Origin of the sequence: Tautonia plasticadhaerens, assembly GCF_007752535.1 — a bacterium.
GTDB classification, from domain to species: Bacteria; Planctomycetota; Planctomycetia; order Isosphaerales; family Isosphaeraceae; genus Tautonia; species Tautonia plasticadhaerens.
Genome location: NZ_CP036426.1, coordinates 3,298,019 through 3,319,348, shown reverse-complemented (window position 1 = coordinate 3,319,348; position 21,330 = coordinate 3,298,019). Strand labels below are relative to the sequence as shown.

Here is a 21,330-nt window from a genome sequence, read left to right as displayed (position 1 = left end):
GGGGATGCAGGACCATTGAACCTCGTTCGGGCTCGGACCGTCGTCTCGTCGTCGGCACCTCGATCGGGGGGAGGGGAATTGTCCCGGCGCGCGAGGCGCAGCTCGGCTGGTCGATTGTCGAGGACGCGGGCGGCGAGATCCCTGTCGATCACGACCTCATCCGTCCCATCAACGACGCGGCGGCCGCCCCGGGGGCGTGTCCGCGGCCACCCGATGGTGGCCGGCGTCCGTGATCGCCTTCCCCGGGACGGATGCCCTGGGTCACATCGGATCGGGCGGGGTCGCCGGCGGCTCGCCGATCGGCTTCTGGCCGGGAGACGGCTCCGGGTGGACGGGGAATGGGGATTGCGGGGGCCCCGGCTTCGGGATCTCCGGGTAGTCCGGCGGAGGTGAGCCGGGTTTCGGCTCCTCGGGCGTGGGGATCGAGTCGGGGACGGGTTCGTCGGGCGACATGGCGGTCCTTCCTGATCGGGCAGCCGGGAATCCCCAGCCCGAGGAGATCGCGGAGGCTTCCCGGCCGGGGACCCGCAAGGGGCGTGCCGAGCGGCAGACCTGCCTGGCTGGACGGCCGACGGCTCGGGAGAATGGCCGGCCCGGGATGCGGCCGGGCGACGCGAGTCTTGCCCCGGGGCGTTCGGGAAGGATATTGCCATGAACTCCTATATCGCACTCCTGAGGGCCGTCAACGTCGGCGGCACCGGCAAGATGCCCATGAGCGACCTCAAAGACTTGTTCCGGCGGGCCGGGTTCCCCGGGGCCCGGACCTACATCGCCAGCGGCAACGTCGTCTTCACGAGCCGGGAGCCGGAGGCCCGGATCAAGGCCGCCCTGGAGGAGGCCCTGGGAGCCTACGCCGGCAAGCCCGTCGGCGTGCTGGTGCGCACCGCGTCCGAGATGGCGGAGGTCGTCTCGGGGAACCCGTTCCCGGGCTCCTCGCCCAGCAGGACGGTGGCCATCTTCCTCGACGGGCCTCCGCCCCCCGATGCCCTGGAGCGGGTCACCGGCCGGGCCGACGAGGAGACACGCCTCGGGAGGCGGGAGATCTACGTTCATTACGGCGACGGGATGGGGAGGTCGAGGTTGAAGATCCCCGCCGCCGCCGCCGGCACGGCGCGCAACATCAACACGGTCACCAGGCTCGCCGAGATGGCCTCAGAGCCGGGGTGATCGGCCGCGTCGGGCCGGATCGCTCGGCGGCCAACCGAGCCCAACCGCCGACAGCCGGGGCGAAGGTCTCGGCGGCCTCGTCGTCGGCCGTGCTCGCCATCAGGCCACCAGATGCGCTGCGACCTGGTGCACCGCCCGGAAGCCGACCTGGATACGGTTCCAGCCGTTGATCGCGACGATCAGCGGGGTGAGCGCCGCTCGCTCCTCCTCGGTGAAGTGGCCCCGGAGCGCCTGAGAGACATCGTCCGGAGCGTGCGTCCGGGCCACAAGGGTCGGGCCTCGGTCCAGCCGAACGCTGCACGCTCGCGAGCGCTGTAGAACGGTGGCTCGCGCCAGGCATCGAGCAAGTAGAGCCGCCCCTCCGTCTCGCCCTTCTTCCTGTCCTCCGCGGAATGCATGTGGAGGCAGGAGGCGCAGGCGTTGAGCTGCGAGACGCGGACCTAGGCGAGCTCCATCAGCTGTCCTCCAGACCGCCCTGGTGGGCGCCCTTGCCGAATTCGAGCCACGATTGCATCAACGCGGGGCGGCGGCGTACGCGTTCAATCTCGGGGTCATGATCGCCTGCTTCGGGTCCGGTTCCCGAAGGCTGACGAGGTGTCCCCGCCGGGAGTGACATGCGGCCGGGATGATTCCATCCCTCGACGGGCCCGGAGCTCGACCCGGCCCGATCCCCGGCGCCTCGATGGTGGCGTCCCTCGAAGGATCACGCGATCCGGCGAGGCTTTCTCCCCTCCGGTCGGGCCGCCGGGATGTCCGACATCCCCGAGCCCCTTTCCACGCCACCCCAGGCGTCCGTGCCCGAGACGCCTTCAGACGACGAACGACGTCGGGCCCATCGGGACGATGCCGTCCTCGTCGGCTCGGCCCGCCCCGTCCCGCGCAACCCATGCCACGATCGGCATCCCGGGGAGCCGGCCGGCGTCGGGCCGCGGCCCGAGATGGAAGCGCCTTCCGTCGATGATGCCCCGTCACCAGGGGAGGGGATCACTGCGATGGCGTCTCACCCCGAATCATTGCGACAATTCACCCATTCAAGGACTTATGCTTAAACTGGTGCCAAGATCGCCATTTCGCCATGAGATGGGGTGATGCATGTTGGTGCCTGGGGCGAGTGGGATGTCCTCGCTGAGAGGCCTGGATGGGGCGTCAAGGCCGCAAACCCCGGAAAAGACTGGGTCTGGCAAGAATTTCAAGCATTGGAAATTGTATATGAAATTTCAATGCTCTAATGATTTATGCATGCAACCCTGGTCTCGGCGGACCCTGATTTTTCCCCGCATAGTCTCTTGACGGAAGGGTTGGCACCCCGCAATATGAGTCGACTTTCGATCATCACCTCCCTGGTTGCGGCGATCCGGGTCCATCGTTCGATGGGCTCGACGCGAGCGGGCGTAGGTGAAGCCTCATTCCCCCCCCCAAACAATCCGGGCTCGTCTTGCCGGATGCCCCCGACGGGGCTCCCCGGATGAGCTATGGTTCGTTTGTCGGGAGCGACTGGCAGGTGAGGACCCAAACGGTCAGGTAAGCGGATGGGGGCCCTCGGATGCCCCCGTCGAGCCCGGCCCGCTCGGCGAGGCCACCCGTTCATGACGCCGGCCGCGATGGTCGGCCCCCAGTCGGCCGTCAGCAGGTCACCCCTCGGCCCCCTCGCGATCGATCGCGGGCCTCAGGAACTCGGCCACGGCCGAGCCGCTCGGCCTGCGCGCGGACCCGCCCACGCGTTCATTCCCGTCATTCAGGTTCATGCGTCGCCTTGCAACGAGCGAGGGGATCTCGACCGGCGAGAGACGTCGGATGTCTCTCTGCGGTCGCGGCCACCCCCCATCGCAGAATCGCAATGCACCGTCGACGACTCGACGCATTGGCTCGCCGAAGAGACATAATACATGCTCCATGCCATTCCCTTCCACGCGGTCGATCCGCGCGTGCAACCATTCTTCGCCGAGGGCTCGAAGGTCGCCTACGACCGCCTCCCGACGGACAGGGAGCGTAGGCTGCCCTCCCGCCCGGAGGCCGGCCGATCGATCGCGGTCCAGGGGGCCGACGGCGGGGAGATCCGGGTGCGGATCGCCTCGAGTCGGGAGTCCTTCGCGCAGGCATTCCGGATGATCGCCGGCAGCTACCAGGCCCGAGGCTACGAGTCCCCGAGCCCTCGGCCCTATCGCTTCACCCCTTACCACGTCCTGCCCGGCACGATCACCGTCGTGGCCGAGCGCGAGGGCCGGGTCGTGGCGACCATGTCGCAGGTGCCGGACACGTCCCTGCTCGGATTGCCGATGGAACGCATCTATGGGTGGGAGATCGACCAGCTGAGGTCCCAGGGGCTGCGCCTGGCCGAGATCACGAGCCTGGCCGACCGGGACCTGAGCCACCGCGAGTTCCTCAGGGTCTTCGGGGCGATGAGCCGGCTGACCTGCCAGCACCACCACCGGGAGGGGGGCGACAGCTGGGTCATCACCGTCCACCCCCGCCATCGGGACTATTACCGCAAGGTGCTGGGGTTCATCTCGATCGGGGCGCCCCGATCCTACCCGAGCGTCCGCCATCATCCGGCGGAGGGGTTCCTGGTCGATGAGGACCTCATGAGGGCCAACGCCCCCCGGAAGCACCGCGAGATCTTCGGCGAGCCGCTGCCCGACGAGGTCCTCGACGCGCCGCCTCGCGAGGCGGGGCACGTCCCCTACTTCGCCGGGCGTTCGACCCAGGCCGATCCCGAGGCCCTGCTCCGGATCGGGCGGGAGGTCGGCTCGTCCGGGGCGCCGCCCCGCTGGCAGGAGTGGGCCGAGCCGGGGCCGACCCCGGCGAACCGCGAGCATCGGGCCGCCCCATGTGGATCCTAGCGCTCAAGGCGATGCTGGCCGACCGGGGCAAGCTGACGGCCTCGCTGCTCGGCGTGGCCTTCTCGGTCGTCCTCGTCAACCTCCAGGGGGGGCTGCTGCTGGGGATGCTGCGTAAGGGCAGCATGCTGGTCGACTACGGCCGGGCCGACATCTGGGCGGGGCCGCGGCACATGACCACCGTCGACATGGGGGCATACATCCCCGAGCGGTGGGTGCACCGGATCCGGGGGGTCGAGGGGGTCGAGCGGGCCGAGCCCTACGTGGTCATCTTCGGCCAGGCGGCGATGCGGGACGGCCGGTTCGAGAACGTGGTCATCGTCGGCAGCGAGGCGGCCAGCCTGATGGGCAACGCCTGGGACGTGGCCGAGGGGGACCCGAGGGCCATCCGCCACCCGGACGGGGTCCTCGTGGACGCCTGCGACGCCCCCCGCCTGGGCGGCTGCCGGATCGGCGACGCGCTGGAGATCAACGGCCGGCGGGCGGAGGTCGTCGGCATGACCCGGGGGATCGTCAGCTTCACGACCAACCCCTACGTCTTCACCACGCTCGCCCGGGCCCGCGACCAGTTCGGGCCGGGCACCGGCATCCCCCGCGACCGGTGCTGCTACTTCCTGGTCAAGGCACGCCCCGGCACGGACCTGGATGCCCTTTGCGCCCGGATCCGGGCCCGCGTCCCGGATCTCGACGTCTACGACCGGGCCACCTATAGCTGGCGCTGCATGGATTTCTGGCTGACGCGCACCGGCATCGGGATCAGCTTCGGCCTGGCCGCGGCCCTGGGGTTGCTCGTCGGCCTGGCCGTCGTGGCCCAGACGCTGTATGCCGCGGTCACCGATCGGATCAGGGAGTACGGCGCCCTGAAGGCCATGGGGGCGGACGACTCCTGCGTCGGCTCCTTCCTGCTCGTCCAGGCGTTGGGCAACGCGACGATGGGCTCGGCCCTCGGCCTGGCCGGCTCCGCCTTCGCCGGCCGGGTGATGAGCTCCCCCCGGGCCCCGGTCGTGTTGACCTGGCAGGTGGGCGCCCTGAGCGTCTCGCTGGTGGTCCTCGTCTGCCTGGTCTCCGCGTCGCTGCCCTACGTGAGGCTCCGGCGGATCGACCCGGCGATCGTCTTGCGAAGCTGAAGGGCCTGACATACGATGCTGTGGTCACCGTCCGCCCCCGCCTTCCTCGGGCGAGGTCCCGTCCGGCCTCGCGGTTCGGATCCGGCTCATTTCCCCCACGAGACCCTCGTCGACCCATGGGTGGATGACGAAGGATGGATGCCTCCTGCGGTCGCGGCCCGCGAGATCGGCAAGGGATTCGGCGGCGGTCGGGGCCGGGCCACGGTCCTGAAGGGCGTCAGCCTCGAGATCCGTCGGGGCGAGGTCGTCTTCCTCGTGGGCCCTTCCGGGAGCGGGAAATCGACGCTCCTGTCGTTGATCGGCGGCATCATGACCCCGGACCAAGGGTCCCTCACCGTGCTCGGCCAGGACACGAGCCGGCTCGACCCGGCCCGGCGGGCCGACTTCCGGCGCGACCACCTCGGCTTCATCTTCCAGACCTTCCACCTGATGCCGACGCTCTCGGCGCTCGACAACGTCCGCCTGGCCCTGGCCATGCGTGGCATCTCGCGACGGGAGTCGACCGCGAGGGCGACCGCCCTGCTCGGGAGCGTGGGGCTCTCCCACCGGGCCGGGCTCCGGCCGGGCCGGCTCAGCACCGGGGAATGCCAGCGCGTGGCGGTCGCCCGGGCGCTCGCGGGCGACCCGGAACTCGTGCTGGCCGACGAGCCGACGGCCTCGCTTGATGCCGAGAACGGGCAAGCCATCATGCACCTGCTCACCGACCTGGTCCGCACCCGAGGGGCGACCTTGCTGATCGTGACCCACGACAACCGGATCTTCCCCTTCGCCGATCGGATCCTCCGGCTCGAGGGAGGCCGCGTCGTGGGGTCCGACGGCCCCGGGGGGGGCGACCCTCCCGAGGAGGTCGCCGGGGTGATGGCGGCCCCGGACGGCCGCCGGCGGCGGCGGGAGTGGGGACCATGAAGGCGGCGATCGCCCTCGCGTTGCTGCTGTCCGCGACCCTGGGCGTGGCCTCCGTCGCGACCCTCAAGGACGTCGCCGCCCCCGCCGGGTCGGCGGCCCCGGAGGCCCCGATGGTCCGCCCTTCGGACGTGATCGCGGCCGATGGGGTCGTCGAGGGCGCCCGGCCGGAGGCGGGGCTACGCCCCGATGTCGAGGGCGTGCTGGCCGCACTCCATGTCGCCGAGAACCGGGAGGTGGCGGGGGGGGAGTTGCTCGCCGAGCTTCGCAACGATCCCCAGCGGGAGCGGGTCTCCCTGGCCGCCGCCGAGCTCGAGGTGGCCCGAGCCCGGCTGGATCGGCTCCGCAACGGGGAACGGCAGGAGCGGCGTCGGGTGCTGGAGGCGATCGAGAAGACGCATCGCCTGGCCCTCGAGCGGGCCGAGGCCGACTGGTCCCGGACCGAGGAGCTGTTCGGGAGGGGCGCCATCAGCACCGAACGCCGGGACCGGGACTATTACGCCAAGGTCGAGTCCCGGGCCGCGTTGGGCGAGGTCGAGGCCGAGCGGGCCCTGGTCGAGGCTCCGCCTCGGCCCGAGGACCTGGCGGAGGCCGAGGCCCTCGTGAAGGCCGCCGAGGCCCGCCTTCGGCTGGCCGAGGCGGAGCTGGAGAAGACCCGGCTCCGGGCCCCCGCCGACGGGCGGATCTTGAGGGCGTATGCCGAGCCCGGGGAGGTCGTCGGCCCGGCGACGCCCGATCCGGTGCTCCTCCTGGCCGACCTGTCCCGACGTCGGGTGCGGGCGTTCGTCGAGGAGCTCGACGCGGCCCGGGTCGGGCTCGGCCAGCCTGCCCTCGTCACCGCCGACGGCCTGCCCGGCCGCGGATTCTCGGGCCGGGTGTCCCTCGTCGCGTCGAGGATGGGCCAGAATGCCCCCCAGAGCGACGCGCCCGGGGAATACAAGGATCTCTACTTCCGGGAGGTCCTGATCGACCTGGACGCCGGCGCGGAGCTGCCGGTCAACCTGCGGGTGCGAGTGCGGATCGACCCCGACCCCGACGCCGTCGACCCGGCGAGAAGCGACCTGGTGCGATACGATGGGCCCGATTGACCGTCCCGGTTCGCCCCCCGAGCGTGACGACCCGGGAAGATCATTCTCCTATGAGCAGGCGTTCTCCAGGAATCTCGGCCTGATCGGCCCCGGGGAGCAGCGGCGACTCCGGGCCGCCACGGTCGCCATCGTCGGCATGGGCGGCGTCGGGGGCATCCACCTCGTCACGCTCGCCCGCCTGGGGATCGGCGGGTTCACCATCGCCGACCCCGACCGCTTCGACCTGGTCAATTTCAACCGGCAATACGGCGCCAGCTGCCGCAGCCTGGGCCGCCCGAAGGCCGAGGTCATGGCCGAGGAGGCGAGGGCGATCAACCCCGAGGTGCGGCTCCGGGTCATCCCCGAGGCCATCGATCGGGGGAACGTGGGCGAGCTGCTCGATGGCGTCGACGTGCTGGTCGACGGGATCGATTTCTTCGCCATGGAGACGCGACGGCTCGTCTTCGCCGAGGCGAGGCGGCGGGGGATCTGGGCCTTGACGGCGGGCCCGATCGGCTTCAGTGCCGCCTGGATTTCGTTCGACCCCTCGGGCATGAGCTTCGACGACTACTTCGACCTCCGAGACGGCATGGACCCGCTGGACCAGCTGGTCGCGTTCCTCGTCGGCCTGACCCCCCGGGCGACGCACCGGTCCTACCTGGACTTCTCGCAGGTCGACACCGCGACGGGCCGGGGGCCTTCCGTCGGGTTGGCCTGCCACCTGTGCAGCGGGGTCGCGGCCGCCGAGGTCGTCAAGATCCTCCTCGGCCGATCGCCGATCCGCCCGGCCCCGTGGTATTTCCAGTTCGACGCCTATCGCCAGATCCTCCGCCGGGGGAAGCTCCCCGGCGCGAATCGCCACCCCTGGCGCCTCCTGAAGCGTCGGCTAGTCCGGCGGTTCCTGGAGCGGATGGGGTGGGGGCGACCGACCATCGGAGGGAGCTGAGGTGAATCCGCCGATCGAGGCGATCCTGGGCGCGGCGGGGGCCGCACCGTCCGGCGACAATACCCAGCCCTGGCGGTTCCTCGTCGATGAACGGGAGGGGACGATTGGGCTCCGGGTGGACGAGGAGCGGGACCCGTCTCCCATGAACGCCGGCCAGCGGATGGCCAGGATTGCCGTGGGGGCCGCCCTGGAGAACTTGCTGCGGGCGGCCGAGGCGCTCGGCTGGGGCGCCCAGGTCGAGGACGCCCCTCCCCCGACACTCGCGCTGGTCCGCCTCCGGGACCGGGGCGGCGAGGCGGGCCCGATCGAGCGGGCCCTCGCCGATCGGGTGACCAACCGCCGCCCGTACGACGGCCGCCCCGTTTCCGAGGAGGACCTCGCACTCCTGGAACGGCGGGCACGTGGCCTCGATGGCGTCCGGACGCACTGGATCGTCGGGCAGGATCGCCTCCCGGCCTGGGCCGACCTGATCGGCCGGGCCGACGCGACCATGTTCGGCCACCCCGACATGCGGCTCGCGTTCCTGCGGAAGGTCCACCTCGACGCCGGAGATGGCGAGGGGGCTCCCGAGGGCCTCGCCCCGTCCTCGCTGGAACTGACCCACGGAGATCGGCTCGCGCTCCGCGTGATGCGACGCTCCCCGGACTGGCTGCTGAGGCTCGGCGGCGCCGGCCGGGTCTTCCGCGCGAAGGCCAGGCAACTGGTCCTCGGCGCCTCGGGGCTCCTCCTGGTCGTCGCCCCCGACGACGACGAGGCCACGGATCTCCTCGTCGGCAGGACGATGCAGCGGGCCTGGCTGGCCCTCGACGAGCTGGGGATTTCGGCACAACCCATGATGTCGCTTTTGGTGCTCGACAACGTCCTGAGGCTCGGCGAGGCGAAGCTGATCGAGTCGCTGGGCCGGGGGCACGTCTCGGGTTTGCTCGAGGAGGCCCAGGCCCTGGCGCCGGAGATCGGCGAGGGACGGCCCGCGTTCCTGATGCGATTCGGATACGCCCCTGCTCCAAGCGGGCGATCCGGTCGACTCCCCGTGCCGGCCAGCGTCGTCGCGCACGCCCCGCCGGTCCCGGAGCATCCCGGCCGGGGCTCCTGAACCTCGCCCCCGTCCCCGGGCGGGGGCGAGGCGGGCACGCCCGCCCCGGAGGCCCGGATCGGGAGCCCGGCCTCCCGGCACATCGAGCCAGGAGCATCCGTCGATGGACCCCGTCATCCGCCCCCCGACCGGCCGGGGGCCCCGATTCCGACTGCTTTTCGTGGCCGAGGCCGTGACGCTGGCCCACGTCGCCCGGCCAATCGCCCTGGCCCAGGCGCTGGATTCGGGTCGCTTCGAGATACGCCTGGCCGTGGACCCGAGGCATCGGCCGCTCTGGGGCGACCTCCCCTTCCCGGTGCGGCCGATCCGCTCCATCCCGACCGAGCAGTTCCTGGGGGCCCTGGCCCGGGGTCGCCCGTGCTACGATGCGGCGACGCTCCGCGGGTACGTCCGGGAGGACCTGGAGGTCATCCGGGAGGCGGCCCCGGATGCGATCATCGGCGACTTCCGGCTGTCGCTGTCCATCAGCGCCCGCCTCGCGGGAGTCCCGTATCTCGCCATCACCAACGCCTACTGGAGCCCCTACGCCCGGCAGCGTTACCCGGTGCCGGAACTCCGGCCGCTCACGAATCTCCTGCCCTTGCCGTTGGCCGGGCCCCTGTTCCGCGCGGTCCGCCCCCTCGCGTTCGCGTCCCATACGATCCCGCTGAACCGGGTGAGGAGGGAATTCGGCCTCGCCAGCCTCGGCACGGATCTCCGCCGTATCTATACGGACGCGGATCGGGTCCTCTACGCGGATTTCCCGGGATACGTGGAGACATCCGAGCTGCCCCCCGGTCACCACTTCGTGGGCCCCCTCCTCTGGTCCCCGGCGGTCGCAACGCCCGAGTGGTGGGCGGACATCCCCGATGACCGCCCCGCCGTCTATGTGAACCTCGGCAGCTCGGGCCGGGCGGACCTGCTCCCCATCGTCCTGGATGCGCTGGCCGATCGGCCGCTCACGATCCTGGCAGCCAGCCTCGACCGGGGACGTCTCGGCTCGATCCCTCCCAACACCCGCCTCGCCCCGTACTTGCCGGGTCGGCAGGCCGCCGCCCGCGCCCAGCTGGTCATCTGCAACGGCGGGAGCCCCGCCACGCAACAGGCCCTGGCCGCCGCCACCCCCGTGATCGGGGTCGCCGGTAACCTGGACCAGCACCTCAACATGCAGTCGGTCCAACGGCTCGGCGCCGGCCTGACCCTACGCTCGGATCGGCTATCCCCCCCCGCGATTCGAGCCGCAGTCGGCCGGATCCTGGAGGCCCCGTCGTTCTCGGCCGCCGCCCGGTCGATCTCAGGGAAGTTCAATCAGTGTTCTGTGAATGTTGTCGACAGATTGTTTGATGATGGTTTCCGCAAGCAATCTCCATCGTAGCCGTGGGGGTGGTGCCCCATCCCCGATGGTGCGATCAGGTCCCCATGTCCCCTCGACCGACGACGCTCCTGGATCGCGCCCCGCCCGGCCTCGTGGGGAGCCGTACCGCCCCCGTACTTCGGCGAGCCTCGACAGCCAGTCGGTCGACACGACCTCCGGGGGCGAGCGGCGGGGCCGGGACAATCCCGAGGACGTCGGCGGGCGGGAGCGTCACATCGTCGTCGATCGCATGGGGTTGCTCTTGGCCGTGCTGGTCACCGCCGTCTCGGTCGACGATGCGGCGGCGGCGCCGGCCCTGTTCGCCCGGCTCGACGGCCGGCCGATGGGCAAGGTCCGGGGGATGTGCGGCGACTCGAAGGAACACGACTTCACGCTCTACGAGTGGGTCGAGGAGCATGCGAAGTGGGACCTGGAGGTCATCCGCCGCCCCGAGGGCAGTCGGGGTCGGGGGCGGCTGCCGATCCGGCGGACGGTGGAGCGGACGTTCGCCTGGCTGGGGCGTTGCCGCCGCCTGAGCGTGGACCGGGAGAGGTGTGTCCGGTCGTCGGAGTCGTTCATCGAGCTGGCGATGATCCGATTGATGCTCCACCGCCTCGAGCCCTCGGATGTGGACCCCGAGTTCCGTGACCCCAGACCGGTAGCCGCCTGACGCCCCTTATTTATCTAGACCTGCCGCGCAGGCCACACGCCACGGTTCGTCGGCCATCGTCGCGTGGTTTGCAACATCAACCCGATCCGGGGCGTCGCCTCGAAGGTGTACGGGGTCCAGGGCCACCGAAGACCTGGAGATGACCCCCGAGACGCGGCGGCAATCCGTCGAGCCGGCCTTCGCCGTCGTGGACGAGCAACGGGCGCAGAAGCTCGGCGTGGCTCGCTGACCGGCCAACTCGTCGAGGGCGAGGCGTCGCCACAAGGGGGTGGTGTTGCGGCCCTCCCTCGACCTGGAGTGGCATCGTTTCGACACCGGGGTCGGCGGAGATCCAGGCTCAATCGAGTCGGGCGACCCTCGGGGCCAATTGCAGGACGTCGCAGCGCAACATCTTGGACCGGAATTACTTAAGCCGAATCGCACCCCAAACGACATCCTCGATCGTGGTTCCACGCACGGGTCAAATGGCGAATGATCCCATCCATAACCTCGTTTCGGGCGCGAAGTCGGGGCACTGGCGCCGGAATTGCTCAACTTCGCCGTCCGCGGGGGACAACCTGCGCCCCGGGGATTGTACCCGAGCGTGGGTTCACGGCGGCGTGGAGCGTCGCGTGGTGTATTCCCACGTTCCCCGATGTCGATTTTTCCGAACACCCATTGAGTGTCGCAGCGCGTTCGGGGAGAGTTGGCCCTGCAATGTGCGAGCGAGTCACAGGGGATTAAAGTGTTCTGCGACGGTTCACACAGGACGTCTTATCGAGGAAGTCGCATGTCAAGAATGTCGCTCGTCTCCGGCCTGACGTTTATCGTCTTGGCCATGGTCGGCAATTCGGCCTCTCAAGCCGCTTCGATCATCAACTTCGACCCGAACGGGACCGCCGGGGCGACCAGCCTCGCCGTCGGCCAGTTCGACCAAGCACCAGGCAACGCCCTGGCTGTGAACGCCATCGCCAATGGTAGCGTCATCTTCGACACGCCGTTCGAGCTCCTCTACCAGGCCAAGGTCGCTGCCCTGCGGGATGCCAACAACAACACCCTGGTCGTTCCGGGCGTGGACACGGCCGGCGAGCTGACGATCGTCGCGAGGTTCAACGAGATCGCCTCGGGGACCTCGACGGCCGCCTCGTTCAGCACGAATACCGACCAGACGGGTAGCTTCATCGAGATCTACTTCGATCCGGGCAATAACGCCAACGATCTGGCCGGGACGGGCTTCAACGACGGCACCCTGATCTATCGGGGGACCATCAACCAGGACGGCGGCGGAGGCTTCGCGGTCATCTCGACCAACCCCGTCGCCCTCGACCAGTCGCCCAACGGCAACCAGTACAGCAACCTCAACTCGGTCACCGGTGCCGGCGGCACGCTGATCACCGTGGACACCGAGTTCCAGGACTCGAACTTCTTCCTGACCGATCTCTCGACCTTCAGCTTCAACTTCAACACCTCGAACGTCGTCCCCTTCAGCCAGGTCGACCCGGCGGCGATGATGTTCGACGGCACGCCCGCGGCGACGCTCGCGTCGCTCGGCGCGGTCAACGGCCTCACCGGCCCGAACTTCCTCTTCCAGGCGGACGCGACCGCGTCGTTCGCCGTCATCCCCGAGCCGACGAGCTCCCTGTTGCTCTCCGTCGGCCTCGTCGGGATGGTGGGATACCGCATCCGCAGCCGCCGCTCGAAGGTGGCTTGAGCGGCTGATACCCGCTCTCTCACGCTCGACCATCACGCCGGGACGCCTTCGGGCGTCCCGGTTTCGTTTTCGCCCGTCCGTCTCGGAGTCTTCCCACATCCGAGACCTGGTTCACGTCACCGATCACTCCTCCGCCAGGCGACAGCCATCGCCCTGGTCTTTCGGTCTACGTCCGTGGATCGACATGGGTGGCCGCGAAGGGATCGGACAACCGCACCCGGACGCCGTCGCTCCCGCCGGAATCGGCAGTCACCAGCAACTCCCTCGCCTCGGGATAGACCTGCGAGCCCATATTGACCCACCATCGCCGCAGCGACTCGGCGGCGAGCCGGGGCGTGTCGTGGTTGATCCCGATGCTGACCCACTCCCGGTCGGCCGTCAGGTCGTAGACCCCGTAGGGGATCGCCTTGCCCAGTTCCTCGTCCGGGAAGTCGTAGACCCGCACCCCCTCGGGATGCCCCTTCGGTTGGTACTCCCGCCCGGCGTTCCTGAAGTCGCCGACCAGTTCCTCCTTCATTGGTATCCACCGAGACGACCGGCTGGCCCCGACGCTGGAAGAGGCGGACCTGATCGCTGATGTACTGGAACCGGGCGTTGCGGTCGGGGTGCGAGGCCCCCTCCCTCGTCTTGCGGTTGGACTGGAGGCTGTAGCCCAACTCCCAGAGCAGGGCGGCCACCGTGCGAGAGCCGACGGCATGGCCCTGTTGCCCGAGGGCCTCGGCGTGCTTGCGGGTGCCCTTGCAGGTCCAGCGCGGGGGCGACTGCGGGTCGCCTCGGGTCACGGGATCGACCAACTCCCCCAGGTCGGCCAGGAGCGACGGGTCGTGCGAGGTGACGGGCTTGCGCCCACCGCCCGGCCTGCGGACCCGATCGATGGGCGGGTCGTGATCGGGCTTGAGGGGCGGCTGCTGTAGCTCCCGGAGCCCGACGGCGATGGTCGTCTGCGAGGGCACGGTGGCGAGGGCGACGGCGGTCACGCCACCCCAGCCGATCTCCCTGGCCTCGGCGGCGGCCCAGGGCCGCCGGAGCCGTTCGTTCAGGAGCGGCGTGAGGTCCAGATACTACCGCCGGATGCTGTCCACAGGGGTTGCGTCGACCATGCCGATAGGTCAACTCCTTCGCCTGAGATTTTCTCAGGGCACTCTCATGGGCCATAATGGCCCAGCAAGGAATGCCCGAGGTGACCCAGAATCGCAGCACACCTGAGTCGCCCGATCGGGGCCGCTTCCCCGCCAGGCGGAAGGCCGAGGCCGTCGTCCGCCTGCTGCGGGGCGAGGACCTCGACACCCTCTCCCGGGAGCTGGGCGTCACCGCCGCCACCCTCTCCTCCTGGCGGGACGGCTTCCTCGACGGCGGCACGGCGGCCCTCAAGGGCCGGCCGGCCGACGGCCGGGACGAGCTGGTCGCCCGGCTCCAGGCCGAGGGCGGCCAGCTGACGATGGATCGCCAGCCGCTCGGCATGAGGTGCCGGCACCTGGAGGGCGGCCGCCCTTTCGCGTCGGGGAGGCGGAGCACCTGAGCCGGTCCGCCTCCCCCTCGACCGGCAAGCGGTACGGCATGCAGCGGGCCTGCCGCATCTTCGGCCTGGCCCGCGCGACGGCCGACGACCTCAAGGCCCGGGAGGCCGTCCCGCCGGAGCAGCGGCCGGCCCCCGGGAAGCGGGGGCCGGCCGGGGCGGCCACCGACGAGGGGCTGGTGGTCCACGTCCGCCGGGTGCCGGCCGAGAGCCCGTTCACCGGCGAGGGCTACCGCAAGGCCTGGGCCCGCCTGCGGCCTCAGGGCATCCGCGCGGCGTCCGGGCGGGTGCGGCGGCCGATGCGGGGGCACCACCTCCGGGCCCCCCGCCGGGGCGGCCACGCCCGCGGCCCGAAGGCCCACGACGGCACGATCACGGCCGAGGAGCCGGACGCGCTGTGGGGCACCGACAGGACCACGACCGTCACCACCGGCGAGGGCGCGGTGCACGTCTTCGTGGCGGTGGACCACCGCACCTGCGAATGCGTCGGCCTGCACGTGGCCAAGGGCAGCAACCGGTTCGAGGCGTTGGAGCCCTTGCGGCAGGGCGTGCGGGAGCACTTCGGCCGGTTCGAGGCCGGTTCGCCCGTGGGCTGACCACCCGCCACGACCACGGGAGCGACTACCTCGGCGACGACTTCCGGCGGGAGCCGGCCTTGCTGGGGATGGCCAGCGCGCCGGGCTTCGTGCGGGAGCCGGGGGGGGACGGCCGCGCCGAGCGGTTCATCCGCACGCCCAAGGGGCAGCTGCTCTGGGTCCGGACGTTCGCCCCGGTGGCCGAGTTGGTCGAGGCGTTGGGCGAGTTCGAGCGGACGTACGACGAGCGATGGCAGATCGGTCGCCACGGCCACAGGCCGCCGAGCCAGGTCCGACGAGACCGGAACGGTGGCGTCCCGACAGCGGCGTGAGTAGCCTCAAGTCCCCGTCCAGAGAACTCAGGGCGATACAGGCGACTCCGAACAGCCTGGACGACGGGATCCAGGGTTCCCACTGCCACGAGGTCTCTGCCATCAGCTTCCAAAGGTCTTCGATCGTGGCGGGGATTCGCGATTGGGCTTCGTCCTCGGGCGGCAGTCCAGCGGGATTGACCCTGGCGAGGGCCAGGGCAAGCGCCTCCCCATCGGGGTGGGTTGCTTGAATGATCGGCCAGGCGGCCAGTCGCGCCTCGGGTTCCATCGCGGCCAGATGGTTGGCGACGAGGCGGAGGGCCGGGGGAAGCTCGTCGGCCTCCCCGTTGACGGCCTGTCCACCGAGGAGGCGGGCCAGGGTCCAGGCGTGGCGGGGCGGGAGGGTCGTCATTCGCCGTCCCCTCCCGCGACCCACCGGCGGATCGTCTCGGGCGCCCACAAGGGCATCTTGCCGACGACGCGATCAGGGTTCGGGAATCGGCGGGCGGAGCGCTCGCGTTCGAGGACGCGGCGGCTCAGGCCGAGGGCGGCAGCGACTTCATCGAGGCGAAGGGCCAGTCGTTCGACCGGGACCTCTCCGATTTTCTGGCGAGCCTCTGGTGGGATCTGGATCGACATCACTCGTCCCCCCGGCCACTGGCCTTGGAGAGAGGAGCAGGCCCTTCGGCATCCAGGACGGCCAGCACTTCGGCCAGGTCGAAGCGGATAGTGCATCCTGGTTTCTGGAAATTCCCCGCCCGCCTGGGCGAGGGCTCGGCTTGAAGCGGCGGGTCACCGCCGGTCCCCCCGGAAAGTGCCGACCGACCCCAGGGAGACCGCCGCCGATGACCCACCAGGATCAACCTGCCGCCATCGACGAGGTCATGGAACTGCTGGCCGAGCATGGCTCCGACGGCCTGGCCCAGGCCATCGGCGTCCTGCGCGACGAGCTCATGGAGCGGGAACGGACCCAGGCCCTCGGGGCCGCCCCCCACCGGCGATCCGAGGCACGCAAGGGCTCCGCCAACGGCTCCAAGCCCGAGACGCGGCACACCCCGATGGGGCCGATCGCCGTCCGGGTGCCGCAGGCCCGAGGCCTCGACTCCTATGCCTCGGCGTTGGAGAGGGGCGTCCGCAGCGAGCGGGCGTCGAAGCCGGCCGTCGCCGAGAGGGACGGGCCGGGCGTCTCGACCGGCAAGGGGGCCGCCATCGCCGAGCGGCCCCGCGGGTCGGAGGTCACCGGCAGTCAGGTCAGCCGGGCCGCCGGGGCCCTCGACGAGGGACCGGAGGGGTGGCGGGGCCGCCCGCCGGGGGAGGCGCCGTACCCGATCCCGGATGCCCGCGGCGAGGAGGTCCGCCTCGGCGGCTCGATCGTCTCGTGTGCGGTGCTGACGGCCATCGGCATCGATCCCGGGGGCCGGCGGTCGATCCCCGGGGTCGGCGTCTCGATGGCGGAGGCGGAGGTCCACTGGCGGGGCTTCCCGGCCTCGCTGCAGGCCCGTGGGCCGCACGGGGTCGAGATGCCCGCCGGCGACGCCCACGCCGGCCGGGAGCAGGCCCTGGCCGCCCGGCTGACCGGCGTGCCGCGGCGGCGGGGCCAGTCCCCCCCGGCGGAGGACGCCCCGGCCTACGTGCCGAGGCCGTCGCTGCCGCCGGAGGTCGCCGCCGGCCCGCGGGCGGTCTTCGACGCCCCGGATCGCGGCGAGGCCGAGCGGCGACTGGGCCTGGCGGCGAGGAGGTGCCGGGCCGTGGCCCCGAAGCCGGCCGAGTGGCTGGAGCAGGACGTGCCGGAGGGGCTGACCATCTTCACGCTGCCGCCGGGCCGCCGGCGGCGGCTGCGGACGAGCGACATGCCGGAGCGGCTGAACGAGGAGGTGAGCCGGCGGACGCAGGTGGCGGGGTTGACCCCGAACGAGGGATCAGTCCTGCGGCTGGTCAGTGCGGTGTTGATGGGGGTCAGCGAGGGCTGGGAGACAGGGCGGAGACGTTTGGCGACGGGACCGGGGTGACCTGTCCGCCTTCAGGCCGGGAATTTACAGAAAGGGGGTTGCACGATCTCGAGGTGGTGGCGGGGGAGCGTGGGGCCGATCGGCGTCGAGCTGGGACCAGTTCCGGTTGTGCCGATGAACAGGTCGCGATCCCGCCGCCTTGAACCAATTCGGGGCTCGTCTCAGGCCGATAAAGTTGAAGAGGCGTCCCGGGGCTGCCCACGACCCTCGGCGATGGAAGCCGGGCGTTGGCCGACATTCGGGCATCCTCAAGGATGGACGGGGATGCCAACAATTCCAAATTCCTGAAGGTGGACCGATGGCAGGATGCCGCCCCCTTCGGCTGAGAGGCCGGTTCGCAGCCGCCCTCACCGTCTCTCTCCTGACGTCCGCGGGCGTTGCCCGGGCGCAAGCCCCGCCACCCCCCTTGCCGCCGGCCGGGATGCCGGCGCCGGGCCTCTCCGACCTCTACGACGGCCTTCCGGCGCCGATGGTGATGACCGGCCCGGTGACCGCACCCGGGCCCGCGTATCCCCCCGGCTACGGCGCGGCGCCCCCGATGCCCCGGGTCGAGATGGGGGTCCTCGAGACGATCGCCGAGTCGATCTTCGGCGACGCCTCCGCCCCGGGCAAATGGCGGCCGCTCTCGCTCGGCAACTTCTTCAGCGAGGGCTGGCTCGAGCCCTGGGCCGGCGGCCCCGCCGGGCGATCCGGCCTGACGCCGCGCCACGGCTGGTTGGGGGCGTTCGAGGGCGTCTTCTACCGGCTCTGGCTCGTGGACATGATCTACCAGAACAACCTCAACCGGCCGTACGGCGGGAATGGCTACCGGGGGGACGCCGCCATCTTCATCCCCTTCAGCCGCCGGTTCGAGCTGTTCCTCAACGTGCCGTTCGTCACCGCCAACGGGACCGAGGACCCGACCCGAGGCTACCGCTCGGACTTCGGCGACATCTCCATCGCCGGGTCGTTCCTGCTCTCCGAGACGGAGTCGTTCACGCAGTTGTTCACCCTGGGTGCGATCGTGCCGACGGGCCAGACCGAGACGGGGGGGGATCTCATGACCATCTTCCCCCGCTACTCGTTCTGGAGCAACCCGGGCGGCGGCGCGTGGGTGTTCCGCGGCGGGACGGGCATCAACGTCCCGCTGAACAAGAACGACCAGCGGCCGGACCCCGTGATCGAGCCCGGGGGGGGACTGGTGTTCGGCGAGTCGACCTCCCAGACGAGTTACAACGCCGCCCTGGCGCTCGGCCGCTACTTCACGCCCCACGACGTGCCGTTCGGCGACCTCGTGCTCTATGCCAACTGCAACCTCATCGTCCCCCTCGAGGATGACAACCTCCCCACCTACGTCGGGGTCGGCCCCGGCACGCGGTTCCACATCGCGAACAACTTCTGGTTCCTGCACTACTGGGAGTTCCCGCTGACGGGCGACAAGCCCTACGACTACCAGATGTCGACGGCCATCGTGAAGGCGTACTAAGGAGTCGCGCAAGGATAACCTGGTCAGAGATCCGGAGGGGCACGTGCCGGGGTGGCCGGGGTCTCGTCCGCGCGACCCCGGTGCGATGGCCTCCCGGCCGGGGTCTCGCGGACGAGACCCCGGCCACCCACCCCCGGAATTTCACCAGGTTATTCTTGCGCGACCCCTAATCTCCGGCGCCCGTCGCCGTCGCGTCGGCGGCGGGGGGCGAATCGCCCGAGGCCGGCTCGATACCGGGAAGCGCGTCATACCCCGGGTCGACCGGCCCCGCCCCGGGGGCAACCAACGCCTCCCGGGCGGTGCGTCATCGTGCGGGGCGGGCGGGCCTCGGGACCGGAGGCCACCGACGATGGCAGGATGTTCGACCGTCGACCCTCCCGAGCCGACTGCCGGCCGCGACGCTCGTCGGCGAAGGCGCCAGGGCAAAAGAGCAAGCACGATCGCATGATATCGCTCCGCTGGCGTGGCAATTTGCCGGGGATATCTAGATTCTAGGGATTGGGCACATTATGGTGGCCCGTGCGGGACCGATGCGACGTCGCGTGGCACCGCGATCGTGCGAGTACCTTCGTGATTGCCGCGGGCCCCGTGGGAGAATCGATGATGACGCGCACCTTGAGGTGGAGCCTCCTGATTGCCCCGACCTTGATCGTCGCGCTGGCGACGACGTCCGACGCGTGCCATCGGCGTCGGGCCCGCGCGACCGCCACGACCTGCTACGCGGGGTATAGCTCCGCGGGGTACACCTACGCGGGCACCACGGGCTACTACGACGCCGGGGGCGGCTACGCCATGGCCGGCGGGGGATACGACTACGGCGGGTACGCAGGCGGCACGGCCGGGTATGCCGGCGGCACGGCCGGCTATCCCGGCGGGTACGGATACGGCTACAACCCGGGCGGCCTCGGCGGGCCGTACTCCGGGCTGGGCGTCCGGCCCGGCCTGGGCTTCGGCGCACCGGGCCTGGGCATGGGCGGCAATCCGGGCGGCCTCGGCGGGCCGGCGTCCGGGCTGGGCGTCCGGCCCGGCCTGGGCTTCGGCGGCTTCGGCCCGGGGCGTTGACCGTCCCCCGGTCCTCCGATCCCCCCGCGGGGGCGCCCCGGCCTGGGCCGACGGGCCCACCCGGGGCGATGTCGGCGGCGGACAGTTGATGGTCGCCGCGCCCGGTCCCCGCGCCGCCGGCGGCCGGCGAGGGCGCTCGCACGCCGGCGGCTGCGGCCGGGCGTCACCGCGGTGGCGCCCCGGCCCTCCGCTCAGGCCGCACGGGCGGGCGTGTGGTGGGCGTCGCCCCCTTCATCGAAGCGGAACCAGGCGTCGCGGTGCTGCTTCATCCCGGCGATGCGGCGAGCGGTCGCGGCAGACTCCTGGCTCTACTTGAGGAGTCAATGCGCATCGGCACCGTGATCCAAATAAACCCCCAATGCACAATTATCTGTAATCCAGAAGTGTGGTAGAATCGCCTGCTGATCTCTCATCCTGGACCCATCGAGACGCGACCCGTGAGGTTCCATCGTCGTCCGTCAAGCCGTCTCGCGAGGCGATGGAAGCCCATCGCTCTCCTGGTCCCCGGCCCCGTGGTCCTTGGGCTCGGGCTGAGCTGGTTGGTGTCGGCGCCGGTCGCCCCCTTGCCCTCTCCCGCGAGCCTGGAGGCGGCGCCGGAGGCGGCGGCGACTCGGCGGACGGCCCCGCCGCCGGACTGGCCTTCGGACCGGCTGGAGGGGCCCGAGGCCAAGCGGCTGCTCCTCGACGCCCTGGCCGGCCTGGTCGAGCGGCTCGAACGTCACGACGGCTACTCGGCCGTGATCCGCCGCCAGGAGCGGGTCGGCGGCCGGTTGCTCGCAGAGCAGACCCTGCGGATGAAGGTGCGGCACCGGCCGGCGTCGATCTACGTGAGGAACATCGGCGTGCAGGACGGGTTCGAGGTCATCTTCGTCGAGGGCCTGCGGGACGGCAAGCTCATCCACCACTCCGGCGGGCTCGCCGGCCGGCTCTTGCCGGTCCTGGAACTCAGCCCCCGCTCCCCCCTGGCGATGTCCCAGAGCCGCTTCCCCATCACCGAGGCCGGCCTGCTGTCGGCCGCCCGCATGCTTCGTGACGACTGCCGACGCGACCTGGGCGAGCCGGGCGCCTCGATCGTGCTCGACCGCCTCGTCGATCCCGAGGGGCACACGCGGTATCGTTCCCGACTCCGCTACGACGCGCCGGCCCCCGGCCGGCCCTTTTCCCGCGTCGAGGTGCTCTATGACCCCGGCACGTTCCTGCTCCGCGAGATGACCTTCTCCGACTGGCCCGAGGCGCCAGGGCCCGGCGAGCCTCTCCTGGGCGGACGCTTCGTCGTCGTCGAGTTCGACCCCTCCGCCGTCCCGAGCGACCGCGACTTCGACGCGACCAACCCCGCCTACGACTTCCGATGAACCGACCGGCGTGTTCGGCCGTAGCACGGTGTCAGGAATGCAGTAGAACTTGCATCAAATCGTCCGAGGCGTTCGGGTTCGCGTCGAGGCGAATCCCCAGGCCGGCCGCTCAACGTCCCCTCGATCCACGCGCTCGCTCGACTGGTCCGACATGGAGGACCTGGCTCGTCCCGGGCACCGGCGGCCCATCCCGCCGGCTTGCGGGGG

15 protein-coding genes and 3 pseudogenes are annotated in these 21,330 nt (G+C 70.9%); 15 read left to right on the top strand and 3 right to left on the bottom strand.

What is annotated here, in order from left to right; translation table 11 throughout:
• Positions 1 to 261 precede the first annotated feature (261 nt).
• On the bottom strand, positions 262 to 453 hold the full coding sequence (locus tag ElP_RS13050; RefSeq protein WP_145269914.1) for a hypothetical protein: 192 nt from the start codon (positions 451 to 453) through the stop codon (positions 262 to 264).
• Between the two features lie 198 nt (positions 454 to 651).
• On the opposite strand from ElP_RS13050, the gene ElP_RS13045 reads away from it, so the two are divergent.
• Positions 652 to 1,167: a DUF1697 domain-containing protein gene (locus ElP_RS13045; RefSeq protein WP_145269912.1), complete on the top strand. Its 516-nt coding sequence runs from the start codon at positions 652 to 654 to the stop codon at positions 1,165 to 1,167.
• Positions 1,168 to 1,266: 99 nt separating this feature from the next.
• Here the strand turns inward: ElP_RS13045 and ElP_RS41190 are convergent.
• Positions 1,267 to 1,722: pseudogene (locus ElP_RS41190) on the bottom strand (carboxymuconolactone decarboxylase family protein).
• Between the two features lie 1,331 nt (positions 1,723 to 3,053).
• Between ElP_RS41190 and ElP_RS13035 the strand changes: the two are divergent.
• The 9 genes from ElP_RS13035 to ElP_RS12995 all read left to right on the top strand — a co-directional run bounded on the left by ElP_RS13035 (position 3,054) and on the right by ElP_RS12995 (position 12,833).
• A complete protein-coding gene (locus tag ElP_RS13035) occupies positions 3,054 to 4,007 on the top strand; it encodes an N-acyl amino acid synthase FeeM domain-containing protein (RefSeq protein ID WP_145269910.1) in 954 nt (317 codons plus the stop codon).
• A complete protein-coding gene (locus ElP_RS13030) occupies positions 3,995 to 5,131 on the top strand; it encodes an ABC transporter permease (RefSeq protein WP_145269908.1) in 1,137 nt (378 codons plus the stop codon). Before ElP_RS13035 ends, ElP_RS13030 begins: the two co-directional genes overlap by 13 nt.
• 138 nt (positions 5,132 to 5,269) lie before the next feature.
• Entirely contained in the window at positions 5,270 to 6,037 is a 768-nt protein-coding gene (locus tag ElP_RS13025; RefSeq protein WP_145269906.1) for an ABC transporter ATP-binding protein, read from the top strand.
• A complete protein-coding gene (locus ElP_RS13020; protein ID WP_145269904.1) occupies positions 6,034 to 7,122 on the top strand; it encodes an HlyD family secretion protein in 1,089 nt (362 codons plus the stop codon). The genes ElP_RS13025 and ElP_RS13020 overlap by 4 nt, the downstream gene beginning before the upstream one ends.
• Complete coding sequence (locus ElP_RS13015; protein WP_145269887.1) at positions 7,109 to 8,047, top strand: ThiF family adenylyltransferase; 939 nt, start codon at positions 7,109 to 7,111, stop codon at positions 8,045 to 8,047. The genes ElP_RS13020 and ElP_RS13015 overlap by 14 nt, the downstream gene beginning before the upstream one ends.
• Position 8,048: 1 nt before the next feature.
• Positions 8,049 to 9,140, top strand: a complete 1,092-nt coding sequence (locus tag ElP_RS37975) for a nitroreductase family protein (protein ID WP_197446949.1) — start codon at positions 8,049 to 8,051, stop codon at positions 9,138 to 9,140.
• Positions 9,141 to 9,243: 103 nt separating this feature from the next.
• Positions 9,244 to 10,494, top strand: coding sequence for a glycosyltransferase (locus tag ElP_RS13005; protein WP_145269885.1), 1,251 nt, complete (start codon positions 9,244 to 9,246; stop codon positions 10,492 to 10,494).
• A complete protein-coding gene (locus ElP_RS13000) occupies positions 10,442 to 11,143 on the top strand; it encodes a transposase (RefSeq protein WP_145269884.1) in 702 nt (233 codons plus the stop codon). The genes ElP_RS13005 and ElP_RS13000 overlap by 53 nt, the downstream gene beginning before the upstream one ends.
• Positions 11,144 to 11,912: 769 nt before the next feature.
• Complete coding sequence (locus ElP_RS12995) at positions 11,913 to 12,833, top strand: PEP-CTERM sorting domain-containing protein (RefSeq protein ID WP_145269882.1); 921 nt, start codon at positions 11,913 to 11,915, stop codon at positions 12,831 to 12,833.
• A gap of 208 nt (positions 12,834 to 13,041) precedes the next feature.
• Here ElP_RS12995 and ElP_RS12990 read toward each other — a convergent pair.
• A pseudogene (locus tag ElP_RS12990) lies at positions 13,042 to 13,891 on the bottom strand (ISAzo13 family transposase); the annotation flags it as partial.
• Between the two features lie 113 nt (positions 13,892 to 14,004).
• Here ElP_RS12990 and ElP_RS41185 point away from each other — a divergent pair.
• From ElP_RS41185 to ElP_RS12955, 5 genes and pseudogenes are all read left to right on the top strand, one after another.
• A pseudogene (locus ElP_RS41185) lies at positions 14,005 to 15,256 on the top strand (IS3-like element ISMtsp5 family transposase).
• Between the two features lie 824 nt (positions 15,257 to 16,080).
• The gene (locus tag ElP_RS12970; RefSeq protein ID WP_197446946.1) at positions 16,081 to 17,244 is read left to right on the top strand and encodes an IS256 family transposase; all 1,164 of its coding nucleotides are present in this window, start codon (positions 16,081 to 16,083) and stop codon (positions 17,242 to 17,244) included.
• A gap of 487 nt (positions 17,245 to 17,731) precedes the next feature.
• Positions 17,732 to 18,709 (top strand): hypothetical protein, encoded by a 978-nt coding sequence (locus ElP_RS12965; RefSeq protein WP_145269873.1) that lies wholly within the window; start codon positions 17,732 to 17,734, stop codon positions 18,707 to 18,709.
• Between the two features lie 600 nt (positions 18,710 to 19,309).
• Positions 19,310 to 19,771, top strand: coding sequence for a hypothetical protein (locus ElP_RS12960; RefSeq protein WP_145269871.1), 462 nt, complete (start codon positions 19,310 to 19,312; stop codon positions 19,769 to 19,771).
• 542 nt (positions 19,772 to 20,313) lie between these two features.
• Positions 20,314 to 21,123, top strand: coding sequence for a DUF1571 domain-containing protein (locus tag ElP_RS12955; RefSeq protein ID WP_197446945.1), 810 nt, complete (start codon positions 20,314 to 20,316; stop codon positions 21,121 to 21,123).
• The last annotated feature ends 207 nt before the right edge of the window (positions 21,124 to 21,330 follow it).

Excerpts from the sequence above, each read along its gene's own strand:
- ElP_RS13050 (WP_145269914.1), bottom strand. The coding sequence starts at position 453 with ATGTCGCCCGACGAACCCGTCCCCGACTCGATCCCCACGCCCGAGGAG.
- ElP_RS13045 (WP_145269912.1), top strand. The coding sequence starts at position 652 with ATGAACTCCTATATCGCACTCCTGAGGGCCGTCAACGTCGGCGGCACC.
- ElP_RS13035 (WP_145269910.1), top strand. The coding sequence starts at position 3,054 with ATGCTCCATGCCATTCCCTTCCACGCGGTCGATCCGCGCGTGCAACCA.
- ElP_RS13030 (WP_145269908.1), top strand. The coding sequence starts at position 3,995 with ATGTGGATCCTAGCGCTCAAGGCGATGCTGGCCGACCGGGGCAAGCTG.
- ElP_RS13025 (WP_145269906.1), top strand. The coding sequence starts at position 5,270 with ATGCCTCCTGCGGTCGCGGCCCGCGAGATCGGCAAGGGATTCGGCGGC.
- ElP_RS13020 (WP_145269904.1), top strand. The coding sequence starts at position 6,034 with ATGAAGGCGGCGATCGCCCTCGCGTTGCTGCTGTCCGCGACCCTGGGC.
- ElP_RS13015 (WP_145269887.1), top strand. The coding sequence starts at position 7,109 with ATGGGCCCGATTGACCGTCCCGGTTCGCCCCCCGAGCGTGACGACCCG.
- ElP_RS13005 (WP_145269885.1), top strand. The coding sequence starts at position 9,244 with ATGGACCCCGTCATCCGCCCCCCGACCGGCCGGGGGCCCCGATTCCGA.
- ElP_RS13000 (WP_145269884.1), top strand. The coding sequence starts at position 10,442 with ATGTTGTCGACAGATTGTTTGATGATGGTTTCCGCAAGCAATCTCCAT.
- ElP_RS12995 (WP_145269882.1), top strand. The coding sequence starts at position 11,913 with ATGTCAAGAATGTCGCTCGTCTCCGGCCTGACGTTTATCGTCTTGGCC.
- ElP_RS12970 (WP_197446946.1), top strand. The coding sequence starts at position 16,081 with ATGACCCACCAGGATCAACCTGCCGCCATCGACGAGGTCATGGAACTG.
- ElP_RS12960 (WP_145269871.1), top strand. The coding sequence starts at position 19,310 with ATGATGACGCGCACCTTGAGGTGGAGCCTCCTGATTGCCCCGACCTTG.